This window comes from Rosenbergiella epipactidis (assembly GCF_018494055.1).
Classification (GTDB): domain Bacteria; phylum Pseudomonadota; class Gammaproteobacteria; order Enterobacterales; family Enterobacteriaceae; genus Rosenbergiella; species Rosenbergiella epipactidis.
In genome coordinates, this window is sequence record NZ_JABBFQ010000002.1 from 418944 (window position 1) to 439586 (window position 20643).

Below are 20643 nucleotides of genomic sequence, written 5' to 3' on the forward strand. Positions count from 1 at the left end.
AGCCCTGTCATTAGCCGCGCGAATCGTGCAACTTTCTTTCACTGAACAACAGTATAACACTGTAGTGCCTGTTACAAAATGGACAACTAATATTCAAAAAAAGGGGCCTTGTAGGCCCCTTACACACATAGTGCGTTGTAATCTTAACATTGATTCTGCAATTTGTATAAATACAAGGCAGTTTCGCGTAAAGATTTTTTAACTTAGCGACGCAGACCTAGGCTTGCGATCAGGTCAGTGTAACGCTTAACATCTTTACGCTTCAGGTAATCCAGTAGCTTACGACGTTGTGAAACCATACGCAGCAGACCACGACGGCTGTGGTGATCTTTCTTGTGCTCAGAGAAGTGACCTTGCAGGTGAGTGATTTGAGCAGTTAACAGTGCAACTTGAACTTCAGTTGAACCACTGTCGTTAGCATCACGACCATATTTAGCAACGATCTCAGCTTTAGCTTCTACGCTTAGAGACATAATATACTCCAATAAATTTAAATGAATTCGAGCCGCCGATCTCTAATTCAGCGACTCACTTTTAGCGCAGACATTCTACTCTGCGCTACGCCAGAGTGCAAACGCCTCAGAGAGGAAATTCCACCACTAAACGTTTCGGGGCAACACGACCTTGATCGTCGATTTGCGCCATACCGAGAAACTTATCCGTTTCCATTTCAAACACCCGTACCAGCCCGTCACTCGGCGCGCCAGAGGCCTGCACGGCTTGCCCTAATTTAAACCAGTGGCTGCTGGCTTGCGGTAGACTAACCATTGGGTAGGCCGCAGCGGGCGTATCCATAGATAAAAGTAATGGATCAAGTTGCTCAGCGGCAGAAGTCCCTGCAGCATCAGCATCCGCTACCCACTGTTGCAGTTGAGCCAGCGTAACCATTTTCTCCGCTGGATAACGATCGACTTGAAGGCGACGTAACATACTGACATGCGCCCCACAGCCTAGCCGCTCACCTAAATCATCAATGATGGTACGAATATAGGTGCCTTTCGAGCAGTGAATTTCGAGCTCTACCTCTTCTCCCTCCCAGCGAATGAACAAGAGTTCATACACCGTGATAGGACGCGCTTCGCGAGGTACGGTGATCCCTTGACGAGCGTACTCGTAGAGGGGGCGACCTTGATATTTTAGTGCAGAAAACATCGTCGGCACTTGCTGAGTATCACCTCGGAAATGTTCTAAGGCTTGCTCGAGCTGCTGCGGCGTAAACTGGATAGGCCGCTCTTCGACAATATTCCCATCGGCATCGGAGGTATCGGTGCGCTGCCCTAAACGCGCGATGACCCGATAACGCTTATCCGCATCGAGCAGATATTGCGAGAATTTTGTCGCTTCACCCAAGCAAATGGGTAACATGCCTGTTGCCAAAGGATCTAAGGCACCGGTATGACCCGCTTTGTTTGCGTTATAGAGTCTTTTCACTTTTTGAAGGACATCATTCGATGACATGCCTTGCGGTTTATCCAGCAACAGGACGCCATGAATATCGCGTCCGCGACGACGTGGACGACCCATTAGTCTTCCTTATCCTCGCTCTTCTCATCCACGTGACGTTCGTTGTCTTTGTTCACAACGCTGGTCACCAGATTCGACATACGCATCCCCTCAACCAGAGAGTTGTCGTAGAAGAATGTCAGTTCAGGAACGATACGCAGACGCATCGCTTTACCCAGTAAAGTACGGATAAAACCTGAAGCGTCTTGTAGCGCTTTGACGCCTTGCTTCACGGCATCTTCATCTTTGTCGTTTAAGAATGTTACGAATACTTTTGCATAGGCGAGGTCACGAGAAACCTCGACACCTGATACAGTCACCATCATGCCCACGCGCGGGTCTTTAATTTCACGTTGGATAATAACTGCCAGCTCTTTTTGTAATTCTTGAGCGACGCGCTGGGAGCGTCCGAATTCTTTAGCCATTTTTTCTTCCTTTCAAACCATTCGGGAGGCCAAAGGCCTCCCAAATACTGCTAGCTTCGCTAACAATTAATCGATAGTACGTTTGATTTCAATGATTTCAAACACTTCGATTTGGTCGCCTGCACGGACGTCGTTATAGTTCTTCACGCCAACACCACACTCCATGCCGTTACGCACTTCATTGACGTCATCTTTGAAGCGACGTAATGATTCGAGCTCGCCTTCATAGATAACGATGTTATCACGAAGAACACGGATAGGGTTGTGACGCTTGATGATCCCTTCGGTCACCATACAACCGGCAATCGCACCGAATTTCGGTGATTTGAAGACATCACGAACTTGCGCCAGACCGATGATCTGTTGCTTGTACTCAGGCGCCAACATACCGCTCATTGCCGCTTTCACTTCGTCGATCAGGTTATAGATGACCGAGTAGTAACGGAGGTCTAAGCTTTCAGTATCGATCACGCGACGCGCTGAGGCATCCGCACGAACGTTAAATCCGACCAGAATCGCGTTAGAAGCTGCCGCTAAGGTAGCATCTGTTTCGGTAATTCCACCGACACCTGAACCAATGATTTTCACTTTAACTTCGTCAGTAGACAGCTTCAGGAGTGAATCGCTGATCGCTTCAACCGAACCTTGAACGTCTGCTTTCAGAACAATGTTCAGTTCAGAAACATCGCCTTCAGTCATGTTAGCAAACATATTTTCCAGCTTAGATTTCTGCTGGCGAGCTAACTTAACTTCACGGAATTTACCTTGGCGATATAGCGCAACTTCACGTGCTTTTTTCTCATCACGTACAACAGTCGCTTCGTCACCTGCAGCCGGAACCCCTGACATACCAAGGATTTCCACAGGAATAGAAGGTCCTGCAGTCATCACTTCGCGGCCAAGTTCATCACGCATTGCACGAACGCGTCCGTATTCGAAGCCACACAGTACGATATCCCCTTTGTTCAAGGTTCCCGCACGCACCAGTACGGTTGCAACAGGGCCACGACCTTTGTCTAGGAAAGATTCGATGACTACACCGCTCGCCATACCGTTACGGTTAGCGGTCAGTTCAAGAACTTCGGCTTGTAACAGGATTGCTTGCAGTAAATCGTCGATCCCGGTACCCGCTTTCGCCGAAACGTTAACGAACATGTTTTCACCGCCCCACTCTTCCGGCACGATACCGAATTGAGTCAGCTCGTTCTTAACACGGTCTGGATCAGCTTCTGGCTTATCACATTTGTTGACCGCAACGATAACCGGAACGTTCGCCGCTTTCGCATGCTGAACCGCTTCAATCGTTTGTGGCATCACGCCATCGTCCGCTGCAACAACCAGGATAACAATATCAGTCGCTTGAGCACCCCGTGCACGCATTGCGGTAAACGCGGCGTGTCCCGGAGTATCTAAGAAGGTGACCATACCGTTATCTGTTTCAACGTGGTAAGCACCGATATGCTGGGTGATCCCGCCGGCTTCACCAGAGGCAACACGTGTTGAACGAATGTAGTCCAGTAATGAGGTTTTACCGTGGTCTACGTGACCCATGATGGTGACAACAGGTGCACGCGGCTCTAATTCAGCCGTTGTACCGGTGTCACGGTCGCTCATTACCGCTTCTTCCAATTCGTTCTCACGACGTAAGATAACTTTGTGGCCCATCTCTTCCGCCACAAGCTGTGCAGTCTCTTGGTCGATAACTTGGTTAATGGTTGCCATCGCACCCATTTTCATCATCACTTTGATCACTTGCGAGCCTTTAACGGCCATTTTGTTCGCCAGCTCTGCAACAGTGATGGTTTCGCCTATTTGCACGTCACGGTTCACAACTTGCGCTGGCTTGTTGAAGCCTTGCTGCAGTGAACTCTTACCGCGATGTTTACCTTTACCACCGCGTCCTGCTGCACGCGCTTCTTCACGATCGGTCTTCGCTTCAGAGTGCTTGTTGCCTTTTTTAGCACGAGGGGCTTTAGCCGTACGGCTGCGTCCACGACCGCCTTCTACTTCACGATCATTCTCGTCTTCAGCTTGACGAGCGTGTTGTGAGGTCGTTACGTGGTAGTCAGTTTCCTCTTCGGTTTTCTGACTCGCTTTTTCCCACTCTTCGCCTTTCTCTTCAGCAAGACGACGTGCTTCTTCAGCTACACGTTGCGCTTCCGCTTCAATTTTACGGCGCGCTTCTTCTTCAGCTTTACGCTTCAGCTCAGCATTTTCAGCTTCGCGGCGTGCTTTTTCTGACTGTGCGTCTTTATTCATAGTTTGATTCTGTTGGGTCACTTTATTTGATTCCACCGCCTGACGCTTAGCGGCTTCTTCCGCCTCACGTTTAGCTTTTTCTTCCGCTTTACGCTTCGCTTCTTCAGCCGCCTGCTTCGCTTCTTCTGCTGCCTGCTTAGCTTTTTCTTCCGCTTCACGCTGTGCTTGCGCTTCGGCTTCGGCTTGAGCTTTACGCTCCGCTTCAGCGTCTTCTTTCACATAGGTACGTTTTTTGCGGACTTCAATCTGCACCGATTTACTTTTTCCACCGGTGCTTGGAACGTTAAGCGTACTACGAGTTTTACGTTGAAGCGTCAATTTACTCGACGCTGTATTTTTCTGATGAGCACGCAAGGTCTCTTGCTCTTCTTGCGTCACAGAATCGTTATCGGATTTACGAATACCCGCATCAGCCAATTGCTGAACTAAGCGATCGACCGGAGTATTCAGTTGTGTTGCCAGCGCTTTTACTGTTACATCAGTCATGCTTTTCCTTCCTGTGTGTTATGCGTCGTCGCCAAACCAGCAGATATTACGAGCCGCCATAATCAGCGTACCGGCTTTTTCTTCGTCCAGTTGTTCGATATCTGCTAGATCGTCAACACCTTGCTCCGCAAGATCTTCCAGGGTGGAAACACCAATAGCCGCTAAACGATTTGCTAACTCCGGAGTCATGCCTTCTACGCCCAACAGGTCTTCTGCAGGGGGTTTAATGGCTCCGCCAGTAGCAGAATTTTGGGCTAAGGTGGTCAACGCAGTCTTAGCGCGTTCACGCAAAGCTTCTACCATCTCTTCGTCAAGGCCATCAATTTCCAGTAGTTCATCCACTGGAACATAAGCCAACTCCTCGAGAGAAGAGAACCCTTCTTCAACTAGCACAGTGGCGAACTCTTCATCAATATCAAGATATTGGGTAAAGGTCGCAATCGCGGCATGTGCCTCCGCTTGGTGCTTAGCTTGTAAATCTTCGACCGTCATCACGTTCAGATCCCAACCACTTAGTTGAGAAGCTAAACGGACGTTTTGACCATTACGGCCAATAGCTTGCGCTAAAGTGCTCGCTTCTACAGCGATGTCCATGGTGTGGTTATCTTCATCCACCACGATTGACGAAACATCCGCTGGAGCCATTGCATTGATGACGAACTGCGCAGGGTTATCATCCCACAGCACGATATCAATACGCTCACCGCCTAATTCGCTTGAAACGGCTTGTACACGCGCACCGCGCATTCCTACGCAAGCGCCGACCGGGTCGATACGCTTATCGTTGGTTTTCACCGCGATCTTCGCACGCGAGCCTGGGTCACGTGCCGCGCCTTTGATTTCGATAACTTCTTCACCGATTTCTGGCACTTCAATACGGAACAGTTCGACCAACATTTCTGGTTTAGAACGCGTAACGAACAGTTGAGCGCCACGCGCTTCCGGACGCACTGCATACAGTACACCGCGGATTCTATCGCCAGCACGGAAGTTCTCACGTGGCAGCATATCTTCACGCAGGATCACCGCTTCAGCGTTGTTTCCGAGATCAAGAATGATGTTATCGCGGTTCACTTTCTTAACGATAGCCGTAATGATTTCGCCTTGCTGCTCGCGGAATTGGTCAACCACTAACGCGCGCTCTGCTTCACGAACTTTTTGAACGATAACTTGCTTCGCCGTTTGTGTCGTGATGCGGTCAAAGGTTACTGATTCGATCTGATCTTCAACATATTCACCCAGTTGCAGGCTTTCGTCTTCGAAGCGCGCCGCGTCCAGCGTGATTTCACGCGTTGGCATCGTCACTTCATCAACGATCATCCAACGACGGAACGTATCGAAGTCGCCGCTTCTACGATCGATCTCTACGCGAACTTCGATTTCTTGTTCGTACTTTTTCTTGGTCGCTGTTGCCAGCGCGCTCTCTAACGCTTCAAAAATTTTCTCACGCGGCAGGGCTTTTTCATTCGAAACGGCTTCAACAACCGCTAAAATTTCTTTATTCATCCTGGTTAGCCTCAATCAGAACGTTTAAAAACGAGGGATAATGTTTGCTTTCTGAATATTGCTCAGAGCAAACACTTCGTCTTTGCCATCAACCGACAATGTGACCATCTCACCTTCAACGGATTTGATAGTCCCCTGCCATTTGCGACGATTTTGTACAGCGATACGTAATACCACACTGACATCTTGGCCAGCGAAACGTTCATAATGCGCTGCGGTAAATAATGGTCGATCCAGCCCTGGGGAAGACACTTCAAGGTGATACGCCACAGTAATAGGATCTTCTACATCCATGACAGCACTGACTTGATGGCTGACATCGGCACAGTCATCAACATTGATACCATTTTCGCTATCAATATAGATACGAAGCGTAGAGGTGCGAGCCCGCACAAACTCTATCCCTACTAATTCATAACCCAGTGCTTCAACTGGCGCTGTAATCAACTCTGTTAACTTCTGTTCTAACGTGGACAAAGCCACCCCCAAGACATAAAAAAAGGGCTAACGCCCAGTATGACAACGCTTTTCTGATAATAAAAAACCCCGAAAAATCGGGGTTTTAATCAGAATCCTGTATGGGCCTGTCGAAGGACAGGAGCCATTTTCAATAGACATTTTTCTAAAACCCGTCGTCTTAACGACGTCGATTTGGAAAAAGAACTAGGAAAATGGTTGCGGGGGCCGGATTTGAACCGACGACCTTCGGGTTATGAGCCCGACGAGCTACCAGGCTGCTCCACCCCGCGTCCGAAAAACAGTTCAATACTACGCCTAGACGAGCATAAAAGCAAATTTAACTGTGGGCTTTGCAACCACAGACAGGCTGGGAATGCATACCCTCATGCGTTTAGACAACTAATTAAAATTTATGATTATTTACTTTACGTTTAGCGCAATAGCACAACAAAAAATAACATTAGGGGAAGTTGATAAGTAAGGTAGCCAATGGGTAGAAGCCATAGTTTACAATTAAATGTTTTCCTATTGCTTATTAACACGATATACGAAAACTAAGCGCTCTTTTGGCAGCTAATTTGAAGTGGGTACTGAGTATAGCAATAGTGTTTAATAATAGCATAAAGGTGCTGCTATTCAGTAAACATCTATCCCTGTGTTAACTGAAGTCGCTCTACTCATTGCTGAACGAATTATCGGGTTAAATCAACGCCAATATCTCACCCCCTTACGGACTGATACTCAACCAAATCTTCCAAACTACAAGACAACATCACTTTTCGAAGCTTAGGTATGGCGCGATGATAGGTTGTTTTTAAATCTAAACGATCAACAAATTGCTGCAGTTTGCACATGCTCTGAGCGATAACTTTCTCAAGTTGACCTCCTCCTAGAGAATATAAGGATGACAGTCAAACATTTCTTCGGCCAACGAGTAGTGATGATTAACGTTATGGAGGATTGAGTGAGTAACTTAGTTTATGAAAAACTTTAAACATGGTCTAAGAATACTTCCGCTATCGTATTGAGTAATAAAACTTATTTAGAACCACAAATAAATTTTATCATATCTATGAAAACAGTAGTACTAATCATAAATAGCTACTTGATAAGAAAATTATGCTACCCGCTTTATTATTTCAACAAACCATTCAATCTACCAACAGGAAAAACGATTCTCATACTCTTATAATGATATTTTACGTACATTAAATGAGAATAAAACACACTGTCTTCCGATATTTCAGTCAACCAAACCTCAATAGAAATTCATTCATAAAATCCTAATCGAATAATGGGATATAAAAAGGGGACAGAGTGAATTATCGTTAGACTGTACAAAAAATACACATATTTATATCAAACCTCACTAACTACTCAAGAAAAAATGACTTTAATCATTATTCTAATTATTCCCCATGAAAAAATAAATCATTAATAAGCACATAATTATTTTTTATAAAAATGAGGATGGAAAGTATGGGGAACGTTAGCGCAGGTGCCGCAAAAAAAATGGGGTTAACTGCTCTCACTTTGGTCACAGCCTCTAATATGATGGGATCGGGTGTGTTCATGTTACCGACTAATCTTGCAGGAGTGGGTTATATTTCATTATGGGGGTGGCTATTTACTATTATTGGCGTAATTGCTTTAGCGTTAGTATTTGCTAAAACCAGTCTTATCACCCCGCGAGCAGGGGGAATTGTCGCTTATGCAAGTGATGCTTTTGGGCCGTTCATTGGCTTCCAAACTACGGTTTGCTATTGGATCAGTGCATGGATAGGGAATGTCGCATTACTTGTCGCTGGAGTAGGATACCTTAGCTACTTTTTCCCAATTCTTCACCAACCTATTTATGGTTGCATCACGGCAATCGTTATTCTGTGGGCATTTATCGCACTAGGTAGTTTAGGTGCCAGTACTGCAGGTAAAGCTCAATCCTTTACCGCTAGTTGTATGCTGTTAGTCGTATTGGGTGTAGGGGTTGTCGGGTGGTTTTGGTTTGATCCTAAAGTATTTACTGCCGTGTATAACGGTACAGGCCATAGCGATGGTTCCGCAATTATGTCCGCAGCCTCTATCGCTTTATGGGGATTTTTAGGTGTGGAGTCTGCAGTCGTCTCTTCAGGACAAGTTGAAAACCCAGAGCGAACCGTTCCCCGAGCAACCGTTTATGGGTTATTGATCGCATCAGTATGTTACGTCGGCAGTTGTACCGTAATTATGGGGCTAGTTCCTCACGAAGAGTTAATCAATTCTGCCGCGCCCTTCGCCGATGCCGCCCGCTACATGTTTGGTAATACCGCCGGTAACATTGCTTCTGCGCTAAGTATCATTGCCTGTTTCGGTTCAATCTCTGGCTGGTTAATCCTACAATCTGAAGGGCCCCGTGCTGGCGCGAAACAGGGTTTGTTCCCTCATATATTTGCTCAAACCAATAAGAATGATGTACCAATGAAAGGGCTGATTATTTCAGGGATACTAATGAGTTTGGTCCTGTTATTAACTGCTTCTCCTAATCTTGCTAAACAGTTCCAAGTTGTCATTCTGATGTCCGTTTTCGCTTCGCTACTTCCCTATATGTACGCGATCATTTCGTTACCTATTATCATGATTGCTAAGAAGAAAAACCACGGAAAAATTTTTATCTTCTACTGCGTTTTAACCCTTATCGGTATGGTTTACAGCATCTTTGCTTTATTGGGATCAGGCTCGGACTCCATTTTTTGGGGAACAGTGATAATGGCCGTAACTATCCCTCTATTTTCTTTCGTCGCAGCTGGCCGAAATAAAAACGGTCAAGCCACGCTTCATCTGGAAAAATAATCAAATAACTCAACTATCTGTAGGAGATAAAAATGTCTTTATCTATTGTCGATCAAAATAAACTAGATGCATTCTGGGCTTATTGCGTAAAAAACCAATATTTTAATATCGGTTATCCTGAATCCGCTGACTTTGATTACACTATGATTGAGCGGTTTATGCGATTTTCTATAAATAACTGTGGTGACTGGGGAGAGTATTGTAATTATTTACTTAACTCCTTTGATTTTGAAAAAGAGGTAATGGAATATTTTTCAACTATTTTCAAAATACCGTTCGAGGAGAGTTGGGGCTATGTGACGAATGGTGGAACAGAGAGTAATATGTTTGGTTGCTACCTTGGAAGAGAGTTATTTCCAAATGGAACTCTTTATTACTCTAAAGACACGCACTACTCTGTAGCTAAAATTGTAAAACTTTTGAGAATCAAGTCAAAACTCGTCGAGTCCCAACCCAATGGCGAGATGGATTATGATGACCTGATAAAAAAAATAACGCTATCTGGCGAATCAAATCCTATTATATTCGCCAATATAGGCACTACTGTTCGCGGAGCTATCGACAACATAACTGAAATTCAAAATAGAATCGCTGCGATTGGTATTCCTCGAGATAATTACTATTTGCACGCAGATGCTGCACTCAGTGGCATGATTCTCCCATTTGTTGAGGACCCACAACCTTTCACCTTCGCCGATGGTATTGATTCTATTGGTGTTTCGGGACATAAAATGATTGGTTCGCCTATCCCATGTGGCATCGTGGTCGCTAAGAAAAATAACGTTGATAGAATCAGCGTTGAAATTGATTATATTGCGGCACACGATAAAACGATTTCCGGTTCACGAAATGGTCATACTCCATTAATGATGTGGGCGGCAGTGCGCAGTCATTCTGAAGCTGAGTGGCGTCGTCGCATTGGACACAGCTTAATCATGGCGAAATATGCGGTTGACCGCTTCAATGCAGCTGGAATTGATGCACTGTGTCATAAAAACTCTATTACAGTCGTCTTCCCTAAACCCTCTGAGTGGGTATGGAAAAAACACTGCCTCGCAATATCTGGGGATGTCGCCCACCTAATTACTACCGCCCATCATCTCGATAGCTCTCAAATTGATGAGTTAATTGATGATGTCATTGCTGATAAAAATCAACGCGCGGCATAGAACAGGTCCTACCCTAAAAGGCTTTGGTGTCGATGATTCATTTCCAAGGCCTTTATATAAAAGGCCAATATTAACGATACGTTAGTGGCCGAGGGTACATACTTAGGAGCTAAAAAAATGAGCATCAAAACAAAAGCAGTACGGGGTATGCGAGATGTACTACCAGAAGAAACGCCTATATGGCAATGGCTGGAAAGTAAACTCCGTCGATTAACGTTCAGATATGGCTACCATGAAATACGCTTGCCACTATTAGAACCCGTTGCTTTATTTGAACGCAGTGTAGGTCAAGCAACGGATATTATCGCCAAAGAAATGTACAACTTTACAGATAAAAGTGGTGAACACATCACTCTACGGCCTGAGGGTACAAGTGGCTGTATGCGTGCAGTCTTAGAAAATAATCTTTGTTATAACAAAACTCAGCGAATATGGTATCAAGGACCTATGTTTCGTTACGAGCGGCCGCAAAAGGGTCGACTTCGTCAATTTACTCAATTTGGCGTTGAAGCTTTTGGAATGAAAGGTCCAGATATCGATGCCGAATTAATTTTTATGGTTCGCGATCTCCTCCAAGAGTTAGAGCTTACTGAGTATGTTCGCTTAGAAATTAATTCTTTAGGCACTCTAGAGGAACGTAAGCGACACCGTGAACAACTTCTACACTGGTTCACCGCTCATCGAGATATTCTCGATGAGGAAAGCATCAAACGGCTTGAAACTAATCCGCTACGTATCCTTGATAGTAAAAATCCGGCAATGCAATCTATGCTGGAACAAGCCCCTAAATTATTAGATTTCTTAAATGATGAATCTCGAAACCACTTCGCGACTGTTTGCCAAATCTTAGACCGTGCAGCGATACCCTATGTTATTAATCCTCGCTTAGTCCGTGGGTTAGACTATTACACACGCACTGTTTTCGAATGGGTTACCGATGAATTAGGGGCACAAGGTACCGTATGTGGTGGTGGACGCTACGACGGATTGGCTGAACTGTTCAATCCAAAAGCACTTCCCGCCTGTGGTTTTGCAATAGGTATTGAGCGCCTTCTACTTCTTATTCAAACATTACAGGACAGTGATAACCCCTGCTGGCATTTCTATCCTACTGTAGTCGTCACCAATGAACTGGATGATGATGGGTTATATGCCCAACTGATTGCAGAAGACATTCGACAAAATATCATAGGGCTAAGTGTAGTTGTCGATTGTAGCGGCTCAAAGCTTAAGCGACAGCACCATACTGCACGCCTAAATCAGTGCCAGATCATAGTAACGATAAATAATGATCGTACCATAAGGGTATGGGACCTTATTAGTGCTCAACAACTTACCGTCGGTGAAAAAGAACTTATGAATTGGTTAGGTAAACGCTGCCGATAGTTCTCAGCGAGTCTATAACCACCTGAGTACAGTGCTGTACCCTATAAATTTGCCTTCTTTATTTTTTTGCCCATTCTCGAAAATCTATTCCTCGATGGGCAAGTTACCGAGACCTACGGCTATGCCGAGAAAAAATCGATTATTTATTCGGGACTTCCCCCATCTCACTCAGCTCAGAGGCCATAATGGTGAGCCATTGTTTCGCCAGGAAAATGATTATATAACCTTTGAGATCGCCCTGGCTCTCGCCGCAAAACGTTACGCAGTAGCGATACACAGCTACTCATTGGCTGCCGAAAGAATTTTTCTAATGGTCACCGCAAAAGACCGTCAATCTCTAAGCTGCTTTGTTCAATATATCGGAAGGCATTATGTACCTTATTATAATCGCCGCTATCAACGTTACGGTGCATTATGGGAAAGCCGATATGCCTGCAGTCCTTTACAAGCCGGCCCCTATTTTTTAATCGTTAAGCGCTTTATTGAATGCGATGAGGATGGGACTCATAGCCATCATAGTGATGGGTTAAACCCTAAGAATATCATCGCTCCCCACCCAGTATGGCTTGAACTCGCTGATGACGAAATTCAGCAACAGCAACGATTTAAAGATTTTTGTCGCTCGCCAGTTAATTCGGTATTAGTGACCAAAATCTGTAATACTCTTAACCAAAACTGCCTATTGGCCACACCGACTGTCAGTAGACGACTCGAGTCACAATTGGCTTGCTCATTACGAGTACGACAACGAGGCCGCCCCCGTCAATACACTTCAGTGAAAATAGACCAATGGCAAAAGCTCGAACAGCATGCGAGTATTTTTTTACGCCAACGGGGCTACCAACAAGTTCGACTGTCAATGTTAGAACAAGAACCATTAATGGCGACAAATAGCTCTACTGTAATTAAACCTATTCAGCTTCGCCGCGATGGAACATTTGGCTGCCTACAGATGATATCCCGCTGTTCGACCTCACAATCAATGAGTAGAGTATGGTACTCAGGTACAATGTTTGGCCAAGAATACTGCAATCACACAATTCAACAGCGTGACCAGATTGGTGTTGAAGCATTCGGTATGCCAGGCATTGATATTGAAATAGAACAATTGGTACTGCAGGCCCATTTTTTTCAACGGCTCGGTATTGCTAGTCAGATAGCCTTACATATCAATATGCTCGGTGATATCAACGCCTTTACGGCGTTTCGGCGTGCGCTATTTGCCTACTATCAACCTCACTCCCATTTATTTACGCCTGAACAGACACAACAGTTAATGTCTCATCCAGAAAGGCTAAGAAATTCTACTGAAGCTTGGCTACATCAACTCGCCATTGCTGCTCCACAACTTGACCTCTTTGTTAGTCAGGATTCACAACAGCGATTCATCCGTCTACAACTAGCGCTTAATCAAGTTGGTATTGTTTGGCACCACGATAATCATCTTTATCCTCGCAACGAGTACTGCCAAGTCGTCTTTGAGTGGCGTAGTGACAATAATGTATTGAGTCGCGGTGGTCGTTATGATGCCTATGCAAGCCGAATACTTGGATATCCCATCGCTGCCTGTGGATTTGCTTTCTTGGTTGAGCCAATCGCTCGGCTACTGGAGCAACACGAAGCCCAACATCACTCACTACCTTCAGTAGATATCGTTATTATCGCCAGTCAACCTCGAGTTGGCGCACAAACGGTACTCTTAGCGCGTCAATTGCGACAGCAGTTTCCTGAATTGAGGATAGCGACAGATAGTTCGCAGTTACGAATGGCAACGCGTCATAAAAACTCTCGTAATCAAGGAGCAAAAATCACACTCGAAATGGAGGGGGACGGCTATTCACTTCGACTGTATAAAGCTGAAAGCACAGACTACAGCATCACCAATGTTGATCAGATCAGTGATCAGTTAGGACCAATACTATGGCTGTGATAGATAAGTAGATTTTAGAAACAAAAAAAGACGCTATTAAGCGTCTTTTTTCTCAATATTGGTACCGAGGACGGGACTTGAACCCGTAAGCCCTATTGGGCACTACCACCTCAAGGTAGCGTGTCTACCAATTCCACCACCACGGCACTGCTGATACTTGCAATCAGTTGGCGTTACTGCGGGATATCACTGGCTGGCGAAGAGGTTTTCGCTGGCTGTTGAGTTTGCTCAGACTTTGCTGGAGCACTCAGATTATCCCACTCACTGCCTTTATGTGTTTTATTACTGTTTAGATTACCAAGCACCAGGCTAATAATGAAAAACAGCGCAGCAAGAATACCGGTCATACGTGTCAGGAAGTTTCCTGAACCGCTTGAACCAAATAATGTTCCAGAGGCACCTGCACCGAAAGATGCTCCCATATCAGCGCCTTTACCTTGCTGTAACATCACCATCGCGATTAACGCAACAGCGACTAGCAGGAAAATAACTAAAAGAGCTTCGTACATAATTAACCTGTTTCCTTGTACGTAATCGTACATTTAAAACGCATCTACCTTCACGAGGAAAGAACTCCCCTGAAGAGGATGTGAATACTAACCAAAGGCAACGCACTCTGCAAGTGCAATTTACGTTGCCGGTTTTGATCGCGGAAAAAAGCAGCAACCCTAGCTAAAGGCTGTTTATACCCAACGTGGCAAAAGCCGTTCTCATAGCGAATAACCTGATCTCAGACACCTTTCCGCGATTATAAACGCTTGACGATCTCCGCGATAGATTGGGCCAGTTCGGTTACTTCCTCTTTATTTTCCCCTTCAACCATCACGCGAATTAACGGTTCAGTACCCGACTTACGTAGCAATACCCGACCTCGGCCAGCCAGTTGCTGCTCAGCCTGGTGTAACGCCGCTAATACATCAGAATGTTGAAGCGGATCACTCCCCGCAGAAAAGCGCACATTGACTAGGACTTGTGGCAACATCTTCATGCCGCTGCATAAATCGTGAAGGGATAGCTTGTTCCCCACTACGGCTGTTAACACTTGTAAACCGGCGATAATGCCATCTCCGGTTGTGGTTTTATCAAGTAAGATAACATGTCCGGAATTTTCGGCGCCGACAAACCATCCGCGTTCCTTCAGCTTTTCTAATACATAGCGGTCGCCGACTTTCGCACGCTCAAAGGGAATGCCTAATTGCTTCAGGGCTAACTCTAGACCCATATTGCTCATCAGTGTGCCAACAACCCCACCGCGCAGATTTCCTTGTCGTAAACGTTCACGCGCGATGATATAGAGAATTTGATCGCCATCGACCGCCTGACCAAGATGGTCGACCATCATGATACGATCGCCGTCGCCGTCAAGCGCAATACCAAGATCGGCTTTTTCCGCTAGCACGCGTTTTTGAATTTGGCCTAAATCCGTCGCACCACACTCTTTATTAATGTTCATTCCATTGGGCGAGGCGCCGATCGTAATTACCTCCGCGCCCAGCTCGCGAAGGACATTCGGCGCAATATGGTAAGTCGCACCGTTCGCACAATCGACGACGATTTTTAGCTGATTTAAGCTGAGTTCGCTGGGAAAAGTCCCCTTGCAGAATTCAATATACCGTCCGGCTGCATCAACGATACGGCTAGCCCGTCCTAGCTCCGCTGAGAGGACACAGGTAATTTCTTTCTCGAGTTCCGCTTCAATAGCAGCTTCGACATCGTCAGGAAGCTTAGTGCCCTCGGTGGAAAAGAATTTTATTCCATTGTCATCGAATGGGTTATGAGACGCGGATATCACTACGCCGGCTTCTGCGCGGAATGTACGCGTTAAATAGGCTATCGCTGGGGTTGGCATCGGCCCGGTGAACGCCGCCGATAATCCTGCAGCGGCCAAGCCCGCTTCTAATGCCGATTCCAACATATATCCCGATATACGGGTATCTTTTCCGATAATAACTTTTTTGGAACCTTGTCCAGCAAGCACTTTACCGGCGGCCCAGCCTAATTTTAAGACAAAATCAGGCGTTATTGGCGATTCGCCAACCTTTCCGCGAATACCATCGGTACCAAAATATTTACGTTCGCTCATGAATTATCCTTTTGCTCTGAGAGTCGCTTCAACCACGCGTATCGCTTCAACGCTTTCTTTAACATCATGCACTCGAATGATTTGTGCTCCCTGCATCGCGGCAATAACTGCACAGGCTAGACTACCACTCAATCGCTGAGTTGGCCCGACATTAAGGAGTTGCCCAATCATGGACTTTCGAGACATGCCCACTAATAACGGCAGATCGAAATGATGGAAATGACTTAGATTAGCCAGTAGCTCATAATTATGTTGCAGGTTTTTGCCAAACCCAAAACCGGGATCGATCAGAATATTTTCCCGACGTATCCCTGCAGCGATACAGCGCTCGATTTCGGTGGCTAAGAAACTGTCCACTTCGGTAATAATCTGCTGATAGCTCGGACTGTGTTGCATCGATTTCGGCTCACCCTGCATATGCATCAAGCAGACAGGCAGGTCGACGTCAGCTGCTGCCTCACGCGCGCCAGGTTCATTTAATGAGCGAATATCGTTGATCAAGTGGGCGCCTGCGGCGGCGGCGGCACGAATCACTTCAGGTTTAGAGGTGTCGACCGAAATCCACACCTCGAATCGTTGGGATAATGCTTCGACGACTGGGATAACGCGCGCCAGTTCGTCTTCTACTGAAACGTCATCAGCACCAGGGCGAGTCGACTCGCCGCCAATATCGAGAATAGTCGCTCCAGCAATCACCATTTCATTAGCGTGAGTAATCGCATCGATCAGCGTTTTATGGCGGCCACCGTCAGAAAAGGAGTCTGGGGTCATATTTAAAATTCCCATAATATGGGGAAAAGAGAGATCTAACTCACTCCCTCGGGCACGCAATTTCATTCAGTATCCTCTTTAACGCTCTATCGATGTGATGCAAAAAAAAGCCCCGCATGAGCGGGGCTTTATTGTAGCGCGAACTGGCACTATTTATCGAATGATTCAAACATTACATCGGGTTGCCTGGATCATTATTCTCTGGTGCGTCGACAGGACGAGCTGCTTGCGGTGGCGCAACAGACTCTTCTTCTTTCACTGCCGATTCAGTCCAATCTGCTGGAGCACGAACCTCTTTGCGTGCCATCAAATCATCAATTTGTGGAGCATCGATAGTTTCGTACTTCATCAGAGCATCTTTCATCGTATGCAGGATGTCGATGTTCTCATTCAACAGCTGGCGAGCGCGTTGATAGTTACTGTCGATCAAGTGTTTGATTTCTTGGTCGATAATACGCGCGGTTTCGTCGGACATATGTTTCGCTTTAGCAACGGAACGTCCTAAGAAAACTTCACCTTCTTCTTCTGCATACAGAAGAGGACCCAATTTCTCAGAGAAGCCCCACTGGGTAACCATATTACGTGCGAGGTTTGTCGCCACTTTAATATCGTTGGAAGCCCCGGTAGAGACTTTTTCTGGGCCGTAGATGATCTCTTCAGCTAAACGTCCGCCATAAAGGGTCGAAATTTGGCTCTCTAATTTCTGACGGCTTGCACTGATTGCATCACCTTCAGGTAAGAAGAATGTCACCCCTAACGCACGTCCACGTGGAATAATAGTCACCTTATGTACAGGATCATGTTCCGGTACTAGGCGACCAATAATCGCGTGTCCTGCTTCGTGGTAAGCCGTTGACTCTTTTTGTGCTTCGGTCATGACCATTGAACGGCGCTCTGCACCCATCATGATCTTATCTTTCGCTTTCTCGAACTCAACCATCGAGACAACACGTTGGTTACTACGGGCAGCGAAAAGTGCCGCTTCGTTGACGAGGTTTGCTAAGTCTGCACCGGAGAAACCTGGTGTACCACGAGCAATGATCGCGGCATCAATATCCGTTGCTAATGGAACGCGACGCATATGGACTTTCAAGATTTGCTCACGGCCACGAACATCAGGTAATCCAACAACGACTTGACGGTCAAAACGACCTGGACGAAGGAGCGCAGGGTCAAGGACGTCAGGGCGGTTAGTTGCCGCAATAACGATGATCCCTTCATTACCTTCAAAGCCATCCATCTCAACCAGCATTTGGTTCAACGTCTGTTCACGCTCGTCGTGACCACCGCCTAAACCAGCACCACGTTGGCGACCCACTGCATCGATCTCATCGATAAAGATGATACAAGGCGCGGATTTCTTCGCTTGCTCGAACATATCACGGACACGTGATGCGCCGACACCGACAAACATTTCGACGAAGTCTGAGCCAGAGATAGTAAAGAACGGCACTTTCGCTTCACCGGCAATGGCCTTAGCCAATAACGTTTTACCGGTACCTGGAGGGCCTACCATCAGTACGCCTTTAGGAATTTTTCCGCCCAGCTTTTGGAAACGTGAAGGTTCACGAAGATATTCCACCAGCTCGCTGACTTCTTCTTTCGCTTCGTCACAACCGGCAACATCGGCAAAAGTGGTTTTAATCTGATCTTCGGTCAACATGCGAGCTTTGCTCTTACCGAAAGACATGGCACCTTTGCCACCGCCTCCCTGCATTTGACGCATAAAGAAGATCCATACACCAATTAGCAGCAACATCGGGAACCAAGAAATAAAGATAGAGGTCAGCAGACTTTGACCTTCCGGTGGTTCACCAACCACTTTTACCTTTTTAGATAAAAGATTTTGCAGTAATTGCGGGTCGTTGACAGGAATATACGTAGTGTATTTATTGCTATCGTTAGTGGTTACGTTAATCTCACGCCCATTAATACGCGCCTCGCGAATCTGATTTTGATTCACTTCTGTCACGAAAGTTGAGTAATCGACTTTCTTGCCATTTGACTCGCTGGGCCCAAAGCTTTGGAACACAGTCATTAGCACTACGGCAATGACTAACCAAAGAATTAGGTTTTTCGCCATGTCACTCAAGGGATTAACCTCTTATTTACAACGATGTTAACAGAAAGCGTAGGGAGCTATGGTTTGCGCCCAGTCGCTACAATGTACACTTCGCGAGAACGTGAACGCGAAGCGTCTGGCTTACGAACTTTTACTTTCGTAAATAAGGAGCGGATTTCGCGTAGGTAATCATCAAAACCATCTCCCTGGAACACCTTTACTACAAAACTACCACCTGGTGCCAATACATCGCGACACATTTCAAGTGCGAGTTCTACGAGATACATCGCGCGAGGAATATCCACAGCGGGAGTGCCACTCATATTTGGTGCCATATCTGACATTACTACCTGCACCTTACCGTCACCAACACGATCGAGCAACGCTTTTAGTACAGCTTCTTCTCGGAAGTCACCTTGAAGAAAGTCTACACCAACAATTGGATCCATTGGCAAGATATCACATGCGATAATACGGCCACTTGCTCCGATCTGTTCAACCACATATTGTGACCACCCCCCCGGGGCAGCACCTAAGTCTACGACTGTCATGCCGGGTTTAAAGAGACGATCACCTTGTTGGATCTCATCTAGTTTAAACCATGCTCGCGAACGTAGACCTTTCTTTTGTGCTTGTTGCACATATTTATCGCTAAAGTGTTCCTGTAACCAGCGACTTGAGCTGGCTGAACGCTTCTTTCCCGTCATACTTTTTCCAACATTTTTGTATCGCAGCGATAAATCATTACGCAAAATGCTGCGTTGATTTGGCGATATACTAGAGATGGCGGTACAATGACCTGTTTTCAATCCCTGAGTAAGTAAATAATACGATGAATCTAAGTACTAAACAAAAACAGCACCTAAAAGGTCTCGCTCATCCGCTGAAGCCAGTCGTGATGTTAGGCAACAATGGATTAACCGAAGGTGTTCTCGCTGAACTCGATCAAGCTCTAGAGCATCATGAACTGATCAAAGTCAAAATCGCGACTGAAGACCGCGAAACCAAAGCGTTGATTGTAGCAGCCATTGTGCGTGAAACCTCAGCGGCTGAAGTCCAGGTTATCGGTAAAACGCTGGTGCTTTATCGTCCTTCAAAAGAAAAGAAAATTTCTTTACCACGTTAATTCTGGAAGAAAATATCACTATTTTACCCCCAGTTAAAAGGCTGTTTTACAGCCTTTTTCTTTTCTTAAGATATATTAGCACGGTTAACCCGACTTGCGGGACCGAAATGGCGAAAAGCCCACTCCTAGCACAACATATCGTCGTATTCTGATGATTAGAGGTATTCAACCTTAATCACTTCATACTCAACATCACCACCTGGTGTTTTTACGACTGTGACGTCATCAACTTCTTTACCGATTAACCCCCGCGCCATCGGCGAGTTTACAGAGATCAGATTTTGCTTAAAATCGGCCTCATCATCACCCACGATGCGATAGGTCGCTTCTTCTTCCGAATGGGTATTATAAACAGTCACTGTCGCCCCGAAAATGACACGACCAGTCGCGGCCATTTTTGTCACATCAATGATTTGCGCATTAGATAATTTTGCTTCAATCTCTTGAATACGACCTTCACAAAAACCTTGCTCTTCACGGGCAGCATGGTATTCCGCATTTTCCTTCAAATCCCCGTGTTCTCTCGCCTCAGCGATAGAAGCAATGATACGAGGACGCTTAACATTTTTAAGCTCATTAAGCTCTTCACGCAGCTGTTCTGCACCGCGAAGGGTCATAGGAATCTGGCTCATCTTATACTCCTCATTACTCT

General features: G+C 45.9%; 17 protein-coding genes and 2 tRNA genes. 5 read left to right on the plus strand and 14 right to left on the minus strand.

What is annotated here, in order from left to right; all coding sequences use genetic code 11:
- Positions 1 to 203: 203 nt before the first annotated feature.
- The 7 genes from rpsO to HGT71_RS04875 form a co-directional block, all read right to left on the minus strand.
- A complete protein-coding gene (rpsO, locus tag HGT71_RS04845) occupies positions 204 to 473 on the minus strand; it encodes a 30S ribosomal protein S15 (RefSeq protein ID WP_048911407.1) in 270 nt (89 codons plus the stop codon).
- Positions 474 to 579: 106 nt separating this feature from the next.
- Complete coding sequence (gene truB, locus HGT71_RS04850) at positions 580 to 1524, minus strand: tRNA pseudouridine(55) synthase TruB (RefSeq protein WP_214216835.1); 945 nt, start codon at positions 1522 to 1524, stop codon at positions 580 to 582.
- Positions 1524 to 1928 carry a 30S ribosome-binding factor RbfA gene (gene rbfA / locus HGT71_RS04855; protein ID WP_048911405.1) on the minus strand — a complete coding sequence of 135 codons (405 nt, stop codon included), beginning with the start codon at positions 1926 to 1928 and terminating at the stop codon, positions 1524 to 1526. The genes truB and rbfA overlap by 1 nt, the downstream gene beginning before the upstream one ends.
- A gap of 66 nt (positions 1929 to 1994) precedes the next feature.
- A complete protein-coding gene (infB, locus tag HGT71_RS04860; RefSeq protein ID WP_214216836.1) occupies positions 1995 to 4673 on the minus strand; it encodes a translation initiation factor IF-2 in 2679 nt (892 codons plus the stop codon).
- Between the two features lie 18 nt (positions 4674 to 4691).
- On the minus strand, positions 4692 to 6179 hold the full coding sequence (gene nusA, locus HGT71_RS04865; RefSeq protein ID WP_214216837.1) for a transcription termination factor NusA: 1488 nt from the start codon (positions 6177 to 6179) through the stop codon (positions 4692 to 4694).
- 24 nt (positions 6180 to 6203) lie between these two features.
- Positions 6204 to 6656: a ribosome maturation factor RimP gene (gene rimP / locus HGT71_RS04870; RefSeq protein WP_048911402.1), complete on the minus strand. Its 453-nt coding sequence runs from the start codon at positions 6654 to 6656 to the stop codon at positions 6204 to 6206.
- A 195-nt stretch (positions 6657 to 6851) separates the two neighbouring features.
- Positions 6852 to 6928: transfer RNA gene (locus HGT71_RS04875), tRNA-Met, on the minus strand.
- Positions 6929 to 8117: 1189 nt separating this feature from the next.
- Between HGT71_RS04875 and hdcC the strand changes: the two genes are divergently transcribed.
- From hdcC to HGT71_RS04895, 4 genes are all read left to right on the plus strand, one after another.
- Positions 8118 to 9464, plus strand: a complete 1347-nt coding sequence (gene hdcC / locus HGT71_RS04880; RefSeq protein WP_214216838.1) for a histidine-histamine antiporter — start codon at positions 8118 to 8120, stop codon at positions 9462 to 9464.
- A gap of 32 nt (positions 9465 to 9496) precedes the next feature.
- Positions 9497 to 10633, plus strand: a complete 1137-nt coding sequence (locus HGT71_RS04885; RefSeq protein ID WP_214216839.1) for a histidine decarboxylase — start codon at positions 9497 to 9499, stop codon at positions 10631 to 10633.
- A 117-nt stretch (positions 10634 to 10750) separates the two neighbouring features.
- Positions 10751 to 12019, plus strand: a complete 1269-nt coding sequence (hisS, locus tag HGT71_RS04890) for a histidine--tRNA ligase (RefSeq protein ID WP_214216840.1) — start codon at positions 10751 to 10753, stop codon at positions 12017 to 12019.
- Between the two features lie 121 nt (positions 12020 to 12140).
- Positions 12141 to 13949, plus strand: a complete 1809-nt coding sequence (locus HGT71_RS04895; protein ID WP_214216841.1) for an ATP phosphoribosyltransferase regulatory subunit — start codon at positions 12141 to 12143, stop codon at positions 13947 to 13949.
- Between the two features lie 59 nt (positions 13950 to 14008).
- Here the strand turns inward: HGT71_RS04895 and HGT71_RS04900 are convergent.
- From HGT71_RS04900 to rlmE, 6 genes are all read right to left on the minus strand, one after another.
- Positions 14009 to 14095: transfer RNA gene (locus tag HGT71_RS04900), tRNA-Leu, on the minus strand.
- Positions 14096 to 14122: 27 nt separating this feature from the next.
- On the minus strand, positions 14123 to 14458 hold the full coding sequence (gene secG / locus HGT71_RS04905; protein WP_048911398.1) for a preprotein translocase subunit SecG: 336 nt from the start codon (positions 14456 to 14458) through the stop codon (positions 14123 to 14125).
- 239 nt (positions 14459 to 14697) lie between these two features.
- Positions 14698 to 16032 carry a phosphoglucosamine mutase gene (gene glmM / locus HGT71_RS04910; protein ID WP_214216842.1) on the minus strand — a complete coding sequence of 445 codons (1335 nt, stop codon included), beginning with the start codon at positions 16030 to 16032 and terminating at the stop codon, positions 14698 to 14700.
- Between the two features lie 3 nt (positions 16033 to 16035).
- On the minus strand, positions 16036 to 16869 hold the full coding sequence (gene folP / locus HGT71_RS04915) for a dihydropteroate synthase (RefSeq protein ID WP_214216843.1): 834 nt from the start codon (positions 16867 to 16869) through the stop codon (positions 16036 to 16038).
- A gap of 106 nt (positions 16870 to 16975) precedes the next feature.
- The gene (ftsH, locus tag HGT71_RS04920; RefSeq protein ID WP_214216844.1) at positions 16976 to 18886 is read right to left on the minus strand and encodes an ATP-dependent zinc metalloprotease FtsH; all 1911 of its coding nucleotides are present in this window, start codon (positions 18884 to 18886) and stop codon (positions 16976 to 16978) included.
- Positions 18887 to 18942: 56 nt separating this feature from the next.
- Positions 18943 to 19572, minus strand: coding sequence for a 23S rRNA (uridine(2552)-2'-O)-methyltransferase RlmE (gene rlmE, locus HGT71_RS04925; protein ID WP_048911394.1), 630 nt, complete (start codon positions 19570 to 19572; stop codon positions 18943 to 18945).
- 125 nt (positions 19573 to 19697) lie between these two features.
- Between rlmE and yhbY the strand changes: the two genes are divergently transcribed.
- Positions 19698 to 19991, plus strand: coding sequence for a ribosome assembly RNA-binding protein YhbY (yhbY, locus tag HGT71_RS04930; protein ID WP_062812063.1), 294 nt, complete (start codon positions 19698 to 19700; stop codon positions 19989 to 19991).
- 155 nt (positions 19992 to 20146) lie between these two features.
- Here the strand turns inward: yhbY and greA are convergent, their stop codons facing one another.
- Positions 20147 to 20623, minus strand: a complete 477-nt coding sequence (gene greA / locus HGT71_RS04935; RefSeq protein ID WP_048911392.1) for a transcription elongation factor GreA — start codon at positions 20621 to 20623, stop codon at positions 20147 to 20149.
- Positions 20624 to 20643: the final 20 nt, after the last annotated feature.